Origin of the sequence: Bradyrhizobium sp. URHA0013, assembly GCF_000518345.1 — a bacterium.
Classification (GTDB): Bacteria; Pseudomonadota; Alphaproteobacteria; order Rhizobiales; family Xanthobacteraceae; genus Bradyrhizobium.
On sequence record NZ_JADK01000003.1, the window covers coordinates 414,163 to 429,012 of the forward strand.

Annotated in this window: 10 protein-coding genes; 4 read left to right on the forward strand and 6 right to left on the reverse strand. The window is 65.1% G+C overall.

The annotated features are described in order from the left end of the window. Nucleotides 1-127 precede the first annotated feature (127 nt). Nucleotides 128-883 carry a hypothetical protein gene (locus N551_RS0102055; RefSeq protein ID WP_027565530.1) on the reverse strand — a complete coding sequence of 252 codons (756 nt, stop codon included), beginning with the start codon at nucleotides 881-883 and terminating at the stop codon, nucleotides 128-130. Between the two features lie 492 nt (nucleotides 884-1,375). Here N551_RS0102055 and gltB point away from each other — a divergent pair, with 492 nt between their 5' ends. Continuing rightward, complete coding sequence (gltB, locus tag N551_RS0102060) at nucleotides 1,376-6,109, forward strand: glutamate synthase large subunit (protein ID WP_027565531.1); 4,734 nt, start codon at nucleotides 1,376-1,378, stop codon at nucleotides 6,107-6,109. Nucleotides 6,110-6,254: 145 nt separating this feature from the next. Further along, the gene (locus N551_RS0102065; protein WP_027565532.1) at nucleotides 6,255-7,706 is read left to right on the forward strand and encodes a glutamate synthase subunit beta; all 1,452 of its coding nucleotides are present in this window, start codon (nucleotides 6,255-6,257) and stop codon (nucleotides 7,704-7,706) included. Between the two features lie 214 nt (nucleotides 7,707-7,920). Here N551_RS0102065 and N551_RS0102070 read toward each other — a convergent pair whose 3' ends face one another. Next, nucleotides 7,921-9,687, reverse strand: coding sequence for an outer membrane beta-barrel protein (locus N551_RS0102070; RefSeq protein WP_027565533.1), 1,767 nt, complete (start codon nucleotides 9,685-9,687; stop codon nucleotides 7,921-7,923). Between the two features lie 191 nt (nucleotides 9,688-9,878). Here N551_RS0102070 and N551_RS0102075 point away from each other — a divergent pair, with 191 nt between their 5' ends. Then, nucleotides 9,879-10,886 carry an SIS domain-containing protein gene (locus tag N551_RS0102075; protein ID WP_027565534.1) on the forward strand — a complete coding sequence of 336 codons (1,008 nt, stop codon included), beginning with the start codon at nucleotides 9,879-9,881 and terminating at the stop codon, nucleotides 10,884-10,886. Nucleotides 10,887-10,994: 108 nt separating this feature from the next. Here N551_RS0102075 and N551_RS0102080 read toward each other — a convergent pair whose 3' ends face one another. Beyond that, complete coding sequence (locus tag N551_RS0102080) at nucleotides 10,995-11,552, reverse strand: carboxymuconolactone decarboxylase family protein (protein ID WP_027565535.1); 558 nt, start codon at nucleotides 11,550-11,552, stop codon at nucleotides 10,995-10,997. Nucleotides 11,553-11,624: 72 nt separating this feature from the next. On the opposite strand from N551_RS0102080, the gene N551_RS0102085 reads away from it, so the two are divergent. After that, the gene (locus tag N551_RS0102085) at nucleotides 11,625-11,963 is read left to right on the forward strand and encodes a helix-turn-helix domain-containing protein (RefSeq protein ID WP_027565536.1); all 339 of its coding nucleotides are present in this window, start codon (nucleotides 11,625-11,627) and stop codon (nucleotides 11,961-11,963) included. 106 nt (nucleotides 11,964-12,069) lie between these two features. On the opposite strand, the gene N551_RS0102090 is transcribed toward N551_RS0102085, so the two are convergent. From N551_RS0102090 to N551_RS0102100, 3 genes are all read right to left on the reverse strand, one after another. Continuing rightward, the gene (locus N551_RS0102090) at nucleotides 12,070-12,516 is read right to left on the reverse strand and encodes an NfeD family protein (protein ID WP_027565537.1); all 447 of its coding nucleotides are present in this window, start codon (nucleotides 12,514-12,516) and stop codon (nucleotides 12,070-12,072) included. A gap of 70 nt (nucleotides 12,517-12,586) precedes the next feature. Next, the gene (locus N551_RS0102095) at nucleotides 12,587-13,588 is read right to left on the reverse strand and encodes an SPFH domain-containing protein (RefSeq protein WP_027565538.1); all 1,002 of its coding nucleotides are present in this window, start codon (nucleotides 13,586-13,588) and stop codon (nucleotides 12,587-12,589) included. Nucleotides 13,589-13,870: 282 nt separating this feature from the next. Beyond that, nucleotides 13,871-14,845: an ABC transporter substrate-binding protein gene (locus tag N551_RS0102100; RefSeq protein WP_027565539.1), complete on the reverse strand. Its 975-nt coding sequence runs from the start codon at nucleotides 14,843-14,845 to the stop codon at nucleotides 13,871-13,873. Nucleotides 14,846-14,850: the final 5 nt, after the last annotated feature.

Genomic DNA, 14,850 nt, shown 5'->3' on the forward strand with positions numbered 1-14,850 from the left:
CATTACCCCAAGGGGATGTTTGGCGAAGACTCGTCGTCCGGTACTCACACCACGAACAATCGACAGACCTGGCGGTATGGGTCCTGGCTTTCGCCAGGACGACACCGTTGGTGATGCGTAGCGCGTCCTAATCCAGCCCCTGCGCTGCCGGCATGTCCTGTGTCGGCAGGATGGTTGGAGCAGGTTTGGCCAGACCGACGGTTGGAGCAATGACCTGCGGCGCGGCCTCGGCGGGCTTTGCCGGCACGGCCGCCACGGTCTGCGTGGCAGGTTGAGCCTGCGCTGCCGGCTGCGTCGCAGGCTCGGCCGGCTTCGCCGCTGTGACCGGCGTCTCGCCGCGCGGCGGAGCCGCCTTGGGCAGCGGCACGGAGCGGCTGGCGACATGCGGAATCGGAGCCGGTGGGCGGGGCGGACCACTGCGGACCATGGTCGGCGGCGGCAGCGCGCTTTGCGGGCGGTAAGGCGCAACCGCAGGCTGCTCGTAGCCGGGCGCCATGCCGTAGGCGTCGGCAGCCGGCATGAAGCGCAAAATCCTTCCGTCGCGGGCATCGATCACGAGCCGGCCGTCCTCCCCGCGGCGGTCGATCACCGCGATGGTGTAGACGCTGCCGCGCAGGCGCGGGATGCCCAATGGAGAGAAGCCGTTCTCGCGCAGCACCGCGTAGACCTCTGTCGATGGCAGCAGCACCGGGGCCGGCCCGCGTTCTTCGTAGCCATAGCCATAGCCGTAGCGCGGCGGAGGCGGCGCGGCCTCCGGCGGCGCATAGGGGGCGTCGAAATCCGAGACCGCGATCATCGCCCCTCGCGCTGGAACCTGCGCTTGAGCCGCGGTCGCGGCCAGCGCCAGCGTGGCGGCGGCCACACATCCTGTGAAAAACTTCATGGTCGAGACGCTCCTGTCAGGCCCCCCGATGGATCGCGCTCTTTCGCTTCTTGCGACGTGGCGCGTCTTCCAGAGGGTTGATCCGAAGCTTCATTGGGGATTCCGGCGTCGGCGGGGCCGGATCAGGGCGTGTTTGCTTCTAAACCGGGGCCGCGCAACTTTTGGAAAGCGATTGATTGATCTATGGGGAATCGGGACTTGCGCGCGCTTGTGTGATAGACAAAAATTTGGCAAGGTGACGGTTAGGACAGGAAGACTGTCTCAATTTTGCTTGCGGTTCCGGCATAGGGATTGCAACGAAAGTCGGTGCTTTCGAGCGCCAGGAAGGCAACAGGCAAAGCCGTTCTCGGGGACGAAGAACGCCTTGGCCTGAATTTAAGAAAATGCGGCTCGCGAGCGGACGAGCGGTGACCCAGAAGCGGGTGCCGCGGGACGCCCAAGGTGCGCCGAAGATGGCGGTGAGGCAGCTTGCCGCATGGAGAGGACGAGAACATGAACGGGTCGCAAGTCGAGCGCGGAAACATCGTGGCAGAACAACTGTCGGCGACGGTCGCCTCGAAAACGGCCGATCCGATTCAGGAACACAATTCACGGCCGCCGGCCGTAGGCCTCTACGATCCGAGCCTGGAAAAAGATTCCTGCGGCGTCGGCTTCATCGCCAACATCAAGGGCCAGAAGTCGCACGAGATCGTCGCGGACGCGCTCAGCATCCTCTGCAACCTCGAGCACCGCGGCGCCGTCGGCGCCGACCCGCGCGCCGGTGACGGCGCCGGCATTCTGGTGCAGATCCCGCATGCGTTCTTCAGCCGCAAGGCGAAGGAGCTCGGCTTCGCGCTGCCCAATCCGGGCGAATACGCCATCGGCGCGCTTTTCATGCCGCGCGACACCGCGTGGCGCAACGTCATCAAAAGCATCATCGCCGACCAGATCAAGGAAGAGGGCCTGACGCTGCTCGGCTGGCGCGACGTGCCGACCGACAATTCCTCGCTCGGCGTCACCGTGAAGCCGACCGAACCCGCCTGCATGCAGGTGTTCATCGGCCGCAACGGCACCGCCAAGACCGAGGACGATTTCGAACGCCGGCTCTACATTCTGCGCAAGTCGATCTCGCAGGCGATCTATCAGCGCCGCGACCGCGGCCTCGCCGGCTACTATCCCTGCTCAATGTCCTGCCGCACCGTGATCTACAAGGGCATGTTCCTCGCCGACCAGCTCGGCAAGTACTATCCCGATTTGCACGAGAAGGATTTCGAGAGCGCGCTGGCGCTCGTGCACCAGCGTTTCTCGACCAACACCTTCCCGGCGTGGTCGCTGGCGCATCCCTACCGCATGATCGCGCATAACGGCGAGATCAACACGCTGCGCGGCAACGTCAACTGGATGGCGGCGCGCCAGGCCTCGGTGAGCTCCGAGCTGTACGGCAAGGACATCAACCGGCTCTGGCCGATCTCCTACGAAGGCCAGTCGGACACCGCCTGCTTCGACAACGCGCTCGAGTTCCTGGTGCAGGGCGGCTACTCGCTGCCGCACGCCGTCATGATGATGATTCCGGAGGCGTGGGCCGGCAATCCCTTGATGGATGAGAAGCGCCGCGCCTTCTACGAATATCACGCAGCCCTGATGGAGCCGTGGGACGGCCCCGCCGCGATCGCGTTCACCGACGGCCGCCAGATCGGTGCCACGCTCGACCGCAACGGCCTTCGGCCGGCGCGCTATCTCGTCACCAAGGACGACCGCATCGTGATGGCGTCCGAGATGGGCGTGCTGACGATTCCCGAGGACCAGATCATCACCAAGTGGCGCTTGCAGCCCGGCAAGATGCTGCTGGTCGATCTCGAGCAGGGCCGCCTGATCCCCGACGACGAGATCAAAGCCGAGCTCGCCAGAAGCCATCCCTACACGGAGTGGCTGGAGCGGACCCAGATCGTGCTGGAAGAGCTGCCGAAGGTGCCGACCACCGGCGTGCGCTCCAACCTGTCGCTGCTCGATCGCCAGCAGGCGTTCGGCTACAGCCAGGAAGACATCACCATCCTGATGACGCCGATGGCCTCCACCGGCGAGGAAGCCGCAGGCTCGATGGGCAACGACACGCCGATCTCGGCGCTGTCGGCCAAGGCCAAGCCGCTGTTCACCTACTTCAAGCAGAACTTTGCGCAGGTCACCAATCCGCCGATCGACCCGATCCGCGAGGAGCTGGTGATGAGCCTCGTCTCCATCATCGGACCGCGGCCGAACCTGTTCGACCTGCAAGGCCTAGCCACGACCAAGCGCCTCGAAGCGCGCCAGCCGATCCTGACCGACGCGGACCTCGAAAAGATCCGCTCGATCTCCGAGGTCGCCGAGTCGCACTTCAAGTCGCGCACGCTGGACACCACCTTCCACGCCGGCCTCGGCGCGGCAGGCATGGACCAGGTGCTGGATGAGCTCTGCGCACGCGCGGAGAGCGCGGTGCGCGAGGGCGTCAACATCATCATCCTGTCCGACCGCATGGTCGGCACCGACCGGGTTCCGATCCCGTCGCTGCTGGCCTGCGCCGCCGTGCATCATCATCTGATCCGCACCGGATTGCGCACCTCGGTCGGCCTCGTCGTCGAATCCGGCGAGCCGCGCGAAGTGCATCATTTCGCCTGTCTCGCCGGCTACGGCGCGGAAGCGATCAATCCGTATCTGGCGTTCGAGACCATCATCGCGATGAAGGACCGCCTGCCCGGCTCGCTCGACGACTACGAGATCGTCAAGCGCTACATCAAGTCGATCGGCAAGGGCCTGCTCAAGGTGATGTCCAAGATGGGCATCTCGACCTACCAGTCCTATTGCGGCGCGCAGATCTTTGACGCCATCGGCCTGAAGGCGGAATTCGTCGGCAAATTCTTCGCCGGCACCCACACCCGCGTCGAGGGCGTCGGTCTTGGCGAGATTGCCGAAGAGGCGGTGCGCCGTCATGCCGACGCGTTCGGCGATGCCCTCGTTTACAAGACTTCGCTCGATGTCGGCGGCGAATACGCCTATCGCAGCCGCGGCGAGGACCATGCATGGACCGCCGAGTCGGTGGGGCTGCTGCAGCACGCCGCGCGCGGCAATTCGCTGGAACGCTACCGCGCCTTCGCGAAGATCCTCAACGAGCAGTCGGAGCGTCTCCTGACGCTACGCGGCCTGTTCCGGATCAAGAATGCGGACGAAGAGAAGCGCAAGCCGATACCGCTCGACCAGGTCGAGCCGGCCAAGGACATCGTGAAGCGTTTCGCCACTGGCGCGATGAGCTTCGGCTCGATCTCGCGCGAGGCGCACACCACGCTCGCGATTGCCATGAACCGGATCGGCGGCAAGTCGAACACCGGCGAAGGCGGCGAGGAAGCGGACCGTTTCAAGCCGCTGCCGAACGGCGACAGCATGCGCTCGGCGATCAAGCAGGTCGCCTCGGGCCGCTTCGGCGTCACCACGGAGTATCTCGTCAACTCCGACATGATGCAGATCAAGATGGCGCAGGGCGCAAAGCCCGGCGAAGGCGGCCAATTGCCCGGCCACAAGGTCGACGCGACCATCGCCAAGGTCCGGCATTCGACGCCGGGCGTCGGCCTGATCTCGCCGCCGCCGCACCACGATATCTACTCGATCGAGGATCTGGCGCAGCTGATCTACGACCTCAAGAACGTCAATCCGGATGGCGCAGTCTCGGTCAAGCTCGTCTCCGAGATCGGCGTCGGCACCGTGGCCGCGGGCGTCGCCAAAGCGCGCGCCGACCATGTCACCATCGCGGGCTTCGAGGGCGGCACCGGCGCTTCGCCGCTGACCTCGATCAAGCACGCCGGCAGCCCTTGGGAAATCGGCCTCGCCGAAACCCACCAGACGCTGGTGCGCGAGCGGCTGCGCAGCCGCATCGTGGTGCAGGTCGACGGCGGCTTCCGCACCGGCCGTGACGTCGTGATCGGCGCGCTGCTGGGCGCCGACGAGTTCGGCTTCGCCACCGCGCCCTTGATCGCGGCCGGCTGCATCATGATGCGCAAGTGCCATCTCAACACCTGCCCGGTCGGCGTCGCGACCCAGGACCCCGTCCTGCGCAAGCGCTTCACCGGCCAGCCTGAGCATGTGATCAACTACTTCTTCTTCGTCGCCGAAGAGGTCCGCGAGATCATGGCCTCGCTCGGCTTCCGCAGCTTCAACGAGATGATCGGCCAGGTGCAGCTGCTCGACCAGACCAAGCTGGTCGCTCACTGGAAGGCCAAGGGGCTCGACTTCTCCAAGCTCTTCGTCAAGCAGAAGGAAGAGAAGGGCCAGAAGATCTATCACTCCGAGCGCCAGAACCATCATCTGGAAGCGGTGCTCGATCGCACGCTGATCGAGCAGGCGACGCCTGCGCTCGACCGCGGTGCGCCGGTGAAGATCGAGGCCAAGATCAACAGCACCAACCGCTCCGCGGGCGCGATGCTGTCGGGTGCGGTCGCCAAGATCTACGGCCATGCCGGCCTTCCGCATGAGACCATCCATGTCAGCCTCAAGGGCACCGCGGGCCAGGCCTTCGGCGCGTGGCTGGCGCAAGGTGTCACCTTCGAGCTCGAAGGCGAAGCCAACGACTATGTCGGCAAGGGCCTCTCGGGCGGCAAGATCATCGTCAAGCCGCCGGCCAACAGCGGCATCGTGCCGGAAGAGAGCATCATCGTCGGCAACACCGTGATGTACGGCGCCATTCAAGGCGAGTGCTACTTCCGCGGCATCGCCGGCGAGCGCTTTGCCGTGCGCAATTCCGGCGCCGTGGCGGTGGTCGAGGGCGCCGGCGACCATTGCTGCGAATACATGACGGGCGGCATCGTGGTCGTGCTCGGCAAGACCGGGCGCAACTTCGCGGCCGGCATGTCCGGCGGCATCGCCTATGTGCTGGACGAGACCGGCGACTTCGACAGGCTGTGCAACATGGCGATGGTCGAGCTCGAGCCGGTGCTGTCGGAAGAGCTGATCAACGCCGGCACCTATCATCACTCCGGTGACCTCGAGGCGCACGGCCGGGTGGACGTGTTCAAGGACCTGCTCGCCTCTGACGTCGAGCGGCTCCACGTCCTGATCACGCGCCATGCCAAGGCAACCGGCTCCAAGCGTGCCGCCGACATCCTGGCCAATTGGAAGGACTGGCTGCCCAAATTCCGCAAGGTGATGCCGGTCGAATACCGGCGCGCGCTGCGCGAGATGGCCGCCAACGCGGACGCCGAGCCGAAAATCGCGATCGGGGCCTGAGCATCACACCCCGTCATTGCGAGCGTAGCGAAGCAATCCAGACTTTCTCCTCTGATGCGGAATGGATTGCTTCGAAGCTCACGCTCCTCGCAATGACGACGAGAGAGAAACACAACGAATTTAAGCGGCAGGGACTTCGGGTTTAATGGGCAAGATCACGGGTTTTCTCGAAATCGAACGGCATGACCGCAAGTACACCCCGGTCGCCGAGCGCGTGAAGCATTTCCACGAGTTCGTCGTTCCCCTCTCCGAGAAGGAAACGCGCGACCAGGCCGCGCGCTGCATGAACTGCGGCATCCCCTATTGCCACGGCACCGGCTCGGTCTCGCCCGGCACGCCCGGCTGCCCGGTCAACAACCAGATCCCGGACTGGAACGACCTCGTCTATCAGGGCAACTGGGAAGAAGCCTCGCGCAATCTGCACTCGACCAATAATTTCCCGGAGTTCACGGGGCGTATCTGCCCGGCGCCGTGCGAAGCCTCCTGCACGCTCAACATCGACGACAACCCCGTCACCATCAAGACCATCGAATGCGCGATCGTCGACCGCGCCTGGGATAATGGCTGGCTGAAGCCGGAAGTGGCGGCCGTGAAGACGGGCAAGAAGGTCGCGGTGATCGGCTCGGGTCCGGCCGGCATGGCCTGCGCACAGCAGCTCGCGCGCGCCGGCCACGACGTGCATCTGTTCGAGAAGTTCGCCAAGGCCGGCGGCCTGCTCCGCTATGGCATTCCCGACTTCAAGATGGAAAAGAACGTCATCGACCGCCGGGTCACGCAGATGGAGGGCGAAGGCGTCACCTTCCACTACAACAGCCATGTCGGCGTCGACGGCAATGTCGATCCCCGCGAAATGCTCAACGAGTACGACGCCGTGGCCCTGACCGGCGGCGCCGAAGCCCCGCGCGACCTGCCGATCCCCGGCCGCGACCTCGCCGGCATCCACTACGCCATGGACTTCCTGCCGCAGCAGAACCGCCGCGTGTCCGAGGAACCGTTGAACGGCGTCCAGGAGATCCTGGCCGGTGGCAAGCATGTCGTCGTCATCGGCGGCGGCGACACCGGATCCGACTGCATCGGCACCTCGCTGCGCCAGGGCGCGCTCTCGGTGACCCAGCTCGAGATCATGCCGGCCCCGCCCGAGCACGAAAACAAGGGCCTGACCTGGCCGAACTGGCCGCTCAAGATGCGGACGTCCTCCAGCCAGGCCGAAGGCGCGATCCGCGAATTCGCGGTGTTGACGCAGAAGTTCACCGGTGAGACCGGCAAGGTCAAGAAGCTGCATTGCGTGCGCGTCGACGACAAGTTCAAGCCGATCGCCGGCACCGAGTTCGAGCTCGATGCCGACCTCGTCCTGCTCGCGATGGGCTTCGTCCATCCCGTGCACGAGGGGATGCTCAAGATGCTCTCGGTCGAGCTCGACCCGCGCGGCAACGTCAAGGCCAACACGCTCGACTACCAGACCTCGCGCCCGAACGTGTTCACCGCCGGTGACATGCGCCGCGGCCAATCGCTGGTGGTCTGGGCCATCCGCGAGGGTCGGCTGTGCGCCCGGTCGATCGACACGTTCTTGATGGGGAAGACGGATCTGCCGCGCTGAGTTGGGGCGAGCTGCGCAAGCTCGAACGCGGACAAGAAATCCGCTGTCGTCCTGGCGAAAGCCAGGACCCATACCGCGTGATCCCTCGATCGTGACCGATCGCAATACCAAACGACGAGTCTTCGCCAAACCACGCCCGTGGTAATGGGTCCTGGCTTTCGCCAGGACGACACCTGAGGTTTGGCCTCATTAGGAGCCTACGGTCGGGTGCCCGCTAATTCTGCAGCCTCACCCCGACCATCACCACCGTCGCCTGCGAGCTCGACCCCGGCTGGTTCGAATCCAGGATGTCGTGGCGGAGCGTGCCCTTCACCCAGATGTTGCGGTTGAGCTTGTAGATCAGATTGCTTTCGAACGAGTAGGTCTTGTCGTTGCGATTCTGGCCCTGGTAGTCGTAGGTGCCGTAGGTGAACTTGCCCACTGCCGTAAGCCAGCGGCGGAAGTCGTGATCGACTTCGGCGGCGTAGGTGTGCACCAGCACGCCGGAGGAGCCGGGGATGGTGGTCTCGGCGATCTGCGTGTCGGTGGCGAATTTCACCGTGGTCAGGCCGCTTGCATTCCAGATCAGCGAGCCCGAGGTCAGGAATCCCGCGAGCTGGCTCAGGCGCGGATCGACATAGTTGCGCGCGGAATAGCCGACCGAGACCTCGCCGGTGAGGATGCGCGAGAACTCGAAGGACGTGCCGACCTTGGCGTAGCCGCCGTTCGAATCGCGGAAGAAGCCATTGCGGTCGGCGGCCTGGTCGTGGACGCGTGTGTCGCCCTGGATCTCGACGAACGGCTTCAGGCCCGGCTTGAGATCGTAGGAGAAACGTCCGACGCCGCCATATTGGTTGAAGTCGCGGTCATCGTTGCTGAAGGTCGAGCCGTCGGTGAGTTTCGAGTTGGTGTAGGCGGTGCGATCCGCGGTGGCGCCGGCCGCGACCTGGAAGCGGTTGAAGGTCTGGTCGAAGCCGACGGTCGTGCCATAGGTGGCGTAAACGGGATATTTCTGCAGGCCGGCCTGCACGTTCGGGCTGCCGGGATTATCGGTGGCGAGCCGCAGGCGCAGTTGCGTGGTCAGCTTGAGATCGCGATTGACGTCGATGCGGCCGTCGACATGGCCGTTGAAGTCGGGGCGGTCAACCTCGACCGGCGAGGGCGAGGCAAAGCCGTCGATCGTCGCCGGCATGTTCTTGGTGTAGCCCGAGAACGAGCCGCGCAGATCCGCGACCAGCGCGTGGCGCTCCCAGTCGGACGCCACGAGGAGATCGGGCGCGACCACATAAACCGGCGAGCCGACCGGCTTGTTCAAACGCGCCGGGTTGGTGTCGTAACCGGTGGAGAGCTCGAGCCCGCCCTTGATCAGGAAGCTGCCGGCATAGTCGCCGACCGCGCCGAATGCATCGTCATCGATCTTGAGGCGGCGGCGCAGCGGCTGGCCGGGCACGTTGCCGGCCATCGCCGGGGCGACCGGAGTCTTGTGCGCCGTCTCGGAGGGCGGCGGCGCGATGCGTGGCGGGCCGAGCGTTCGCTCCGGTGTCGCCGGCGGCACCGGCGAGCCGGGGCCGACCGGACGCTTCGGCTTCGCCTGTCCGGGATAAAACTTTGGCTGCTGTCGCTTGCGGTTGAGCGAGTCGTAGCCGGAAGCGCTGGCGCCATTGGCGGCGGGCAAGCCGTAGATCGGGACCTGACCGGTCGGGCTTTGGTTGGTCGGGTTTTGGCCCACGCGCGCCGGCGTCTGCTGGCGTTTGCGCAAATCGGCGTTGGGATCGGGCAGTGTCGGCAGCGCATCCGACGGTGCCTGCGGCACGCCCGCGGTACGGCGCGTCGGCAGCGTGTCGGGCGAGGCGAAGCCACCGCGGTTTGGACTGAACAGGTCTGGGGTGAGGCTCTGGGCGGCCACGGGGGCGGTTCCAAGGACCGTCAGCGCAAAGCACGGCAAAGCCGCGCGCAGGAAATGCGCGCGTTTGCTCCGGCTCGTGCCTGGAGACGACCCCACGATGGAAGAACTCCAACGAAATCAAACACTTTCGCGATCGCCCCCACCGATCGGCGGGAACCATCGTTAATGGAGTTAAAACAATTATGGTTAACGACCGGTTGAGGGCTGGGGAGCCCTCGTCGCCTCGAAGGCCCTGGCGTGCTAAGCAGACGCCAACGGGCAAACGCCCCTCCTCCCTGGACCAGAACATGCCGAGTTCGAAACCGCTGATGACCCAATCATCCGGCCCCATTCCCGACAGCGTCGAATCCGCACTCCGCACCCTGGAAACGGAGAGCGGCGGTATCAACGCGCTCGCCGCCGCCCTGCGCGGCCCGCTTGGCGCGAGCTTCGCCAAGGCGGTCGATCTGATCCGCAACGCAAAGGGCCGCGTCATCGTCACCGGGCTCGGCAAGTCGGGCCATATGGGTCGCAAGATCGCGGCAACGCTGGCCTCGACCGGCACGCCCGCCTTCTTCGTCCATGCCGCCGAAGCCGGTCATGGCGACCTCGGCATGATCACGCCCGACGATGTCATCATGGCGCTGTCCTGGTCCGGCGAGCAGCCGGAGATGAAGACGCTGGTGAACTATTCGGCACGGTTCGCCATTCCCATGATCGCGGTGACGTCGAACGCGGCGTCCTCGCTGGGACAAGCCGCCGACATCGTGATCGAGCTGCCGAAGGCGCGCGAGGCCTGCCCGCACAATCTGGCGCCGACCACCTCGACCCTGATGCAGGCCGCGATCGGCGATGCCATCGCGATAGCGCTGCTCGAAGGCCGCGGCTTCACCGCGCTGGAGTTCGCGCATTTCCACCCCGGCGGCAAGTTAGGGGCGATGCTGAAATTCGTCCGCGACTACATGCGCACCGGTGCGGAGATCCCGGTCAAGCCGCTCGGCACCAAGATGTCGGACGCGGTGATGGAGATGTCGGCCAAGGGTCTCGGCTGCGTCTGCATCGTCAACGATGCGGTCGAGGCCGTCGGCATCATCACCGACGGCGATTTGCGCCGCCAGATGCGGCCGGACCTGCTGGCGGCGTCGGTCGACGACATCATGACCAGGCAGCCAAAGACCGTGCCGCCCTCGATGCTCGCCACCGAGATGATCGAGGTGCTGAACACCCGCAAGATCACGACGCTGGTCGTGACCGAGGCGGACAAGGTGGTGGGCATCGTGCATCTGCACGATCTGCTGCGGGCGGGCGTGGCTTAAGACACGCTCTCTCCGCTCGTCATTGCGAGCGCAGCGAAGCAATCCAGACTGCCTCCACGGAAAGACTCTGGATTGCTTCGTCGCAAGAGCTTCTCGCAATGACGATGGTTAGAGCAACGCCGGAAATCTTGCCGCCGTGTCCTCCAGCGGCAGCCGCAGCCCATTCGACAGATACGACACCGTGCGATAGAAGCCGCACAGCAGCATGATCTCCAGGATCTGCGCCTCGTCGTAATGCGCCGACAGCGCGGCGAACTCGGCGTCGTCAAAGGTCGCGCGGTGATGCAGCGCGTCGACGGCGGCGATCAGCGCCTGCTCGGCCGGGGACCAGCACGACGACGACGCATCGCCCTGCACGGTCGCCCGCACCTCCGCCGCGCTGAGACCCGCCGGGGCGGCGAAAATCGCGACGTGCACGCCCCATTCATATTCGCATTGGTTCAGCGCGCAGGTACGGTCGATCACGATCTCGCGCTGGCGCAACGAGAGCGGGCCGGGATCGAGCAGGCCGCCGGCGCGAAACTTGTCCCAGGCGCGGGTGTGGCCCGCCATCATCCGGAACAGCAGCAGCGGCGGCGCACCGCGCATGATGCGGTCGAACTGCGCCTGAATCTCTGGGGGATAAGGCGGGGTGAGCGGGGCAATACGCGGTATGGCCTGTGACATCGGCCGCCTCTCTTGCTACATTTATTGTAGCATTACGCTACACTATTTGTAGCATCACGCAAGAGGGCGGCGATGGCGAAACAGACCACTTCGAGATCGCGCGGCGTCCGTAGCTCGCGCACCGGGCGGCCGGTCATGGTGCTGCTTGACCTCCTGGGACGACGCTGGAGCCTGCGAATCCTGTGGGAGTTGCGCGACGCCCCCCTCACCTCGCGCGCATTGCGAGGGGCCTGCGACGAGGCCTCGCCGACGGTGCTGCAGGCGCGGCTGGACGATTTGCGCGAGGCCGGGTTCGTGGAGCTCCGCGAAGCCAGCGGTTACGGGCTGACGGCGCTGGGGCGGGAATTGTGCGAGACGTTCATGCCGCTGCATAGGTTCGCGGAGCGGTGGCGAAGCAAGAGCGGCGCGTAAGTCTGGCGATGCCGTCCCGACAAGCTTGTCATTGCGAGCGAAGCGAAGCAATCTAGACTGTCGCCGCGGAAAGATTCTGGATTGCTTCGCTCGCAATTACGGCGACCTAAGCCGCCGCCACCGTCAGATTCGCACCGTCGACCTGCACCACTTTCACACGCGTGCCCGCCGGCGTATCAGGACCTGCGACGCGCCAGACGGTGTCGCCGATGCGCATGGTGCCGTTGCCGTCGACAATCGGCTTCTCCAGCGTGAACTCGCGGCCGAGCAGCGCATCCGCGCGCTTGTTGAGGAAGGGGCTGGCGGCAATTGCATCCGGCTTCGGCCGGGCGAGCCGGCGCCATACCGGCACGGCGGCGGCGGCGAAGATCGCGAACATCACGAGCTGGATCTGCCAGGATATCGCTGCTCCGAACGAGATCAGCCCGACCAGCAGCGCGGCGAGCCCGAGCCAGAACAGGAACACGCCCGGCGCCAGCACCTCCAGCGCCATCAGGACGAAGCCGAAGATCAGCCAATTCCAGGTGCCGAGCGATACGAACATGTCGGTCATGACACGACCTCTTTGAAATGGCGCATGCCCTCGTCGGAAAACCGGTGTCCACTTTTCCGGGGCATGCGCTTTACCCCTGCCGCGGCGGCACCGCCGGCGGCGTGCTGCCGGTCGTCGGCACCGCCCCGCGACGAGCGGCGGCAGCCGCGGATGCCGCACTCTCGCCGAACGTGGCTTTCGCGATCTCGCCGATGCCGGCGAGCGAGCCGAGCATGCTGGTGGCTTCGATCGGCAGCATGATGATCTTCTGGTTCGGAGAGTCCGCGAACTGGCCGAACGCCTTGATATACTTGTCGGCGATAAAATAGTTCAGCGCCGCGACGTCGCCCTTGGCAATGGCTTCACTGACCATCTGCGTCGCCTTGGCCTCGGCTTCCGCCGACCGCTCACGCGCTTCTGCGTCGCGGAAGGCGGCCTCGCGGCGACCTTCCGCCTGGAGGATCTGGCCCTGCTTGGCACCCTCAGCGCGCAGGATCTCGGACTGGCGCGCACCTTCAGCCTGAAGGATGTCGGCGCGTTTGACGCGCTCGGCCTTCATCTGTCGGCCCATGGCCTCGACGAGGTCCGCCGGCGGCACGATGTCCTTGATCTCGATACGATTGACCTTGAGGCCCCAGGGCGAGACGGCGGCATCGACCACACGCAGCAGGCGCTCGTTGATTTCGTCACGGTGCGACAACACCTGGTCGAGATCCATCGAACCCATCACCGAACGGATGTTGGTCATGGTCAGCACGGTGACGGCCTGGGTCAGGTTGGAAACCTCGTAGCTCGCCTTGGCGGCATCGAACACCTGAAAGAAGGCGACGCCGTCGACCGTCACGGTGGCGTTGTCCTTGGTGATCACCTCCTGCTCGGGGATGTCGATCACCTGCTCCATCATGTTGATCTTGCGTCCGACGCGATCGAAATAGGGCACGATCAGATTGAGCCCGGGGCTCAGCGTCTGGGTGTATTTGCCGAACCGCTCGATGGTCCAGTCATAGCCCTGCGGTACCGTTTTCACGCCGGCAATCAGCGTGACGATGACCAGCAAAACCAGCACAATTGCGAAAATGTCGAAACCGCTCATATTTCCTCCAAGGCGGGAAAGATTGTCGGGAAAAGGCCTTTTCCGCGCTGTCATTGGTCGGGATCACGACCCCAAGGGTTCAGTAAAGCGTTCAGTAAAGAGTTCAGAAGATTCAAGGCTCAGCGGTCGTGCCTGATTTCGGCATCGGCAGGATTCTACACAAGACGCCGGGAGAGGGAATGGTCGCGATTATGTATTTGCGAGGCGCTCTTGAAAGCGTGCTTCCGTAGACCTAGCGCCGACGTTAACGAATCCGGCCATGCCGGCCGTCGTAGCCGAATCCTACTCGATGACCTCGTTCGCGGTTGCGAGCAGGCTTGGCGGAAGCGTGACGCCGATCGCCTTCGCAGTCTTCAAGTTGACCGCGAGCTCGAACGTGGTGGGATTCTGGACCGGCAAATCGGCCGCTCGCGCCCCCTTCAGGATACGATCGATATAGGAGGCGGCGCGGCGGAGCTGCTCGGCGCTGTCGGTGCTGTAGGACATCAAGCCACCCTCGTCGACGAAGGTGCGGCTCCAGAACACCGCCGGCACGCGCGCTTCATTGATCGCCGCCAGCAGAAGCGCACGGTTGGACATGGTGAAGAAGTCCGGCAGCACCAGTAGGCCGCCGTCTTTCCGTAGGGCCAGGGCGGCGATCGAGGCCGTGTCATGGACCGGCACGGGCTCCACCGTCACATCGAGCGCGTGGCCAGCGTCCTCGATCGTACGCAGCATCAGCGGCGCGAACGGCGCGGTGGCGGGATTGTAGACGACCAAGACACGGGACGGTTTTGGCGTGACCTGCGTCAGCATCTCCAGCCATTTGCCGGCCAGCGGGCCGTCGTAATCGGTGAAGCCGGTGAGATTGCCGCCGGGATGGGCGAGATTCTGGACAAAGCCCTGGCTGACGGGATCGGTGACGACGGCGAAAACGATCGGGATGGTCGTCGTGCGCCGGCGCAGCTCCTCGACCGAGGGCGTGCCGACCGCAAGCAGGATGTCGGGCTTGAGCGCCACGAGTTCGTCGGCGAATTGCGCGATCCGTGCGCGGTCGCCGCCGCCGTTGCGCCAATCAATCTTGAGGCCGTCGTGCTCCTTCCAGCCATGGCCGGCAAGCGCCTCGACCAGGACCGCGCTACGCGTCTGACCGATCGCATCGTCGGCCGCAGTGACCGAGAGCACGCCGAGCCGGCGCGTCGCATTCGTTTGCGCCAGCACCGAGGCCGGCAGCGCCGCAGTCACCCCAAGAAGCGCCAGAACCTCGCGGCGGTTCATGGGGC

Excerpts from the sequence above, each read along its gene's own strand:
- N551_RS0102055 (WP_027565530.1), bottom strand. The coding sequence starts at position 883 with ATGAAGTTTTTCACAGGATGTGTGGCCGCCGCCACGCTGGCGCTGGCC.
- gltB (WP_027565531.1), top strand. The coding sequence starts at position 1,376 with ATGAACGGGTCGCAAGTCGAGCGCGGAAACATCGTGGCAGAACAACTG.
- N551_RS0102065 (WP_027565532.1), top strand. The coding sequence starts at position 6,255 with ATGGGCAAGATCACGGGTTTTCTCGAAATCGAACGGCATGACCGCAAG.
- N551_RS0102075 (WP_027565534.1), top strand. The coding sequence starts at position 9,879 with ATGCCGAGTTCGAAACCGCTGATGACCCAATCATCCGGCCCCATTCCC.
- N551_RS0102080 (WP_027565535.1), bottom strand. The coding sequence starts at position 11,552 with ATGTCACAGGCCATACCGCGTATTGCCCCGCTCACCCCGCCTTATCCC.
- N551_RS0102085 (WP_027565536.1), top strand. The coding sequence starts at position 11,625 with ATGGCGAAACAGACCACTTCGAGATCGCGCGGCGTCCGTAGCTCGCGC.
- N551_RS0102090 (WP_027565537.1), bottom strand. The coding sequence starts at position 12,516 with ATGACCGACATGTTCGTATCGCTCGGCACCTGGAATTGGCTGATCTTC.
- N551_RS0102095 (WP_027565538.1), bottom strand. The coding sequence starts at position 13,588 with ATGAGCGGTTTCGACATTTTCGCAATTGTGCTGGTTTTGCTGGTCATC.
- N551_RS0102100 (WP_027565539.1), bottom strand. The coding sequence starts at position 14,845 with ATGAACCGCCGCGAGGTTCTGGCGCTTCTTGGGGTGACTGCGGCGCTG.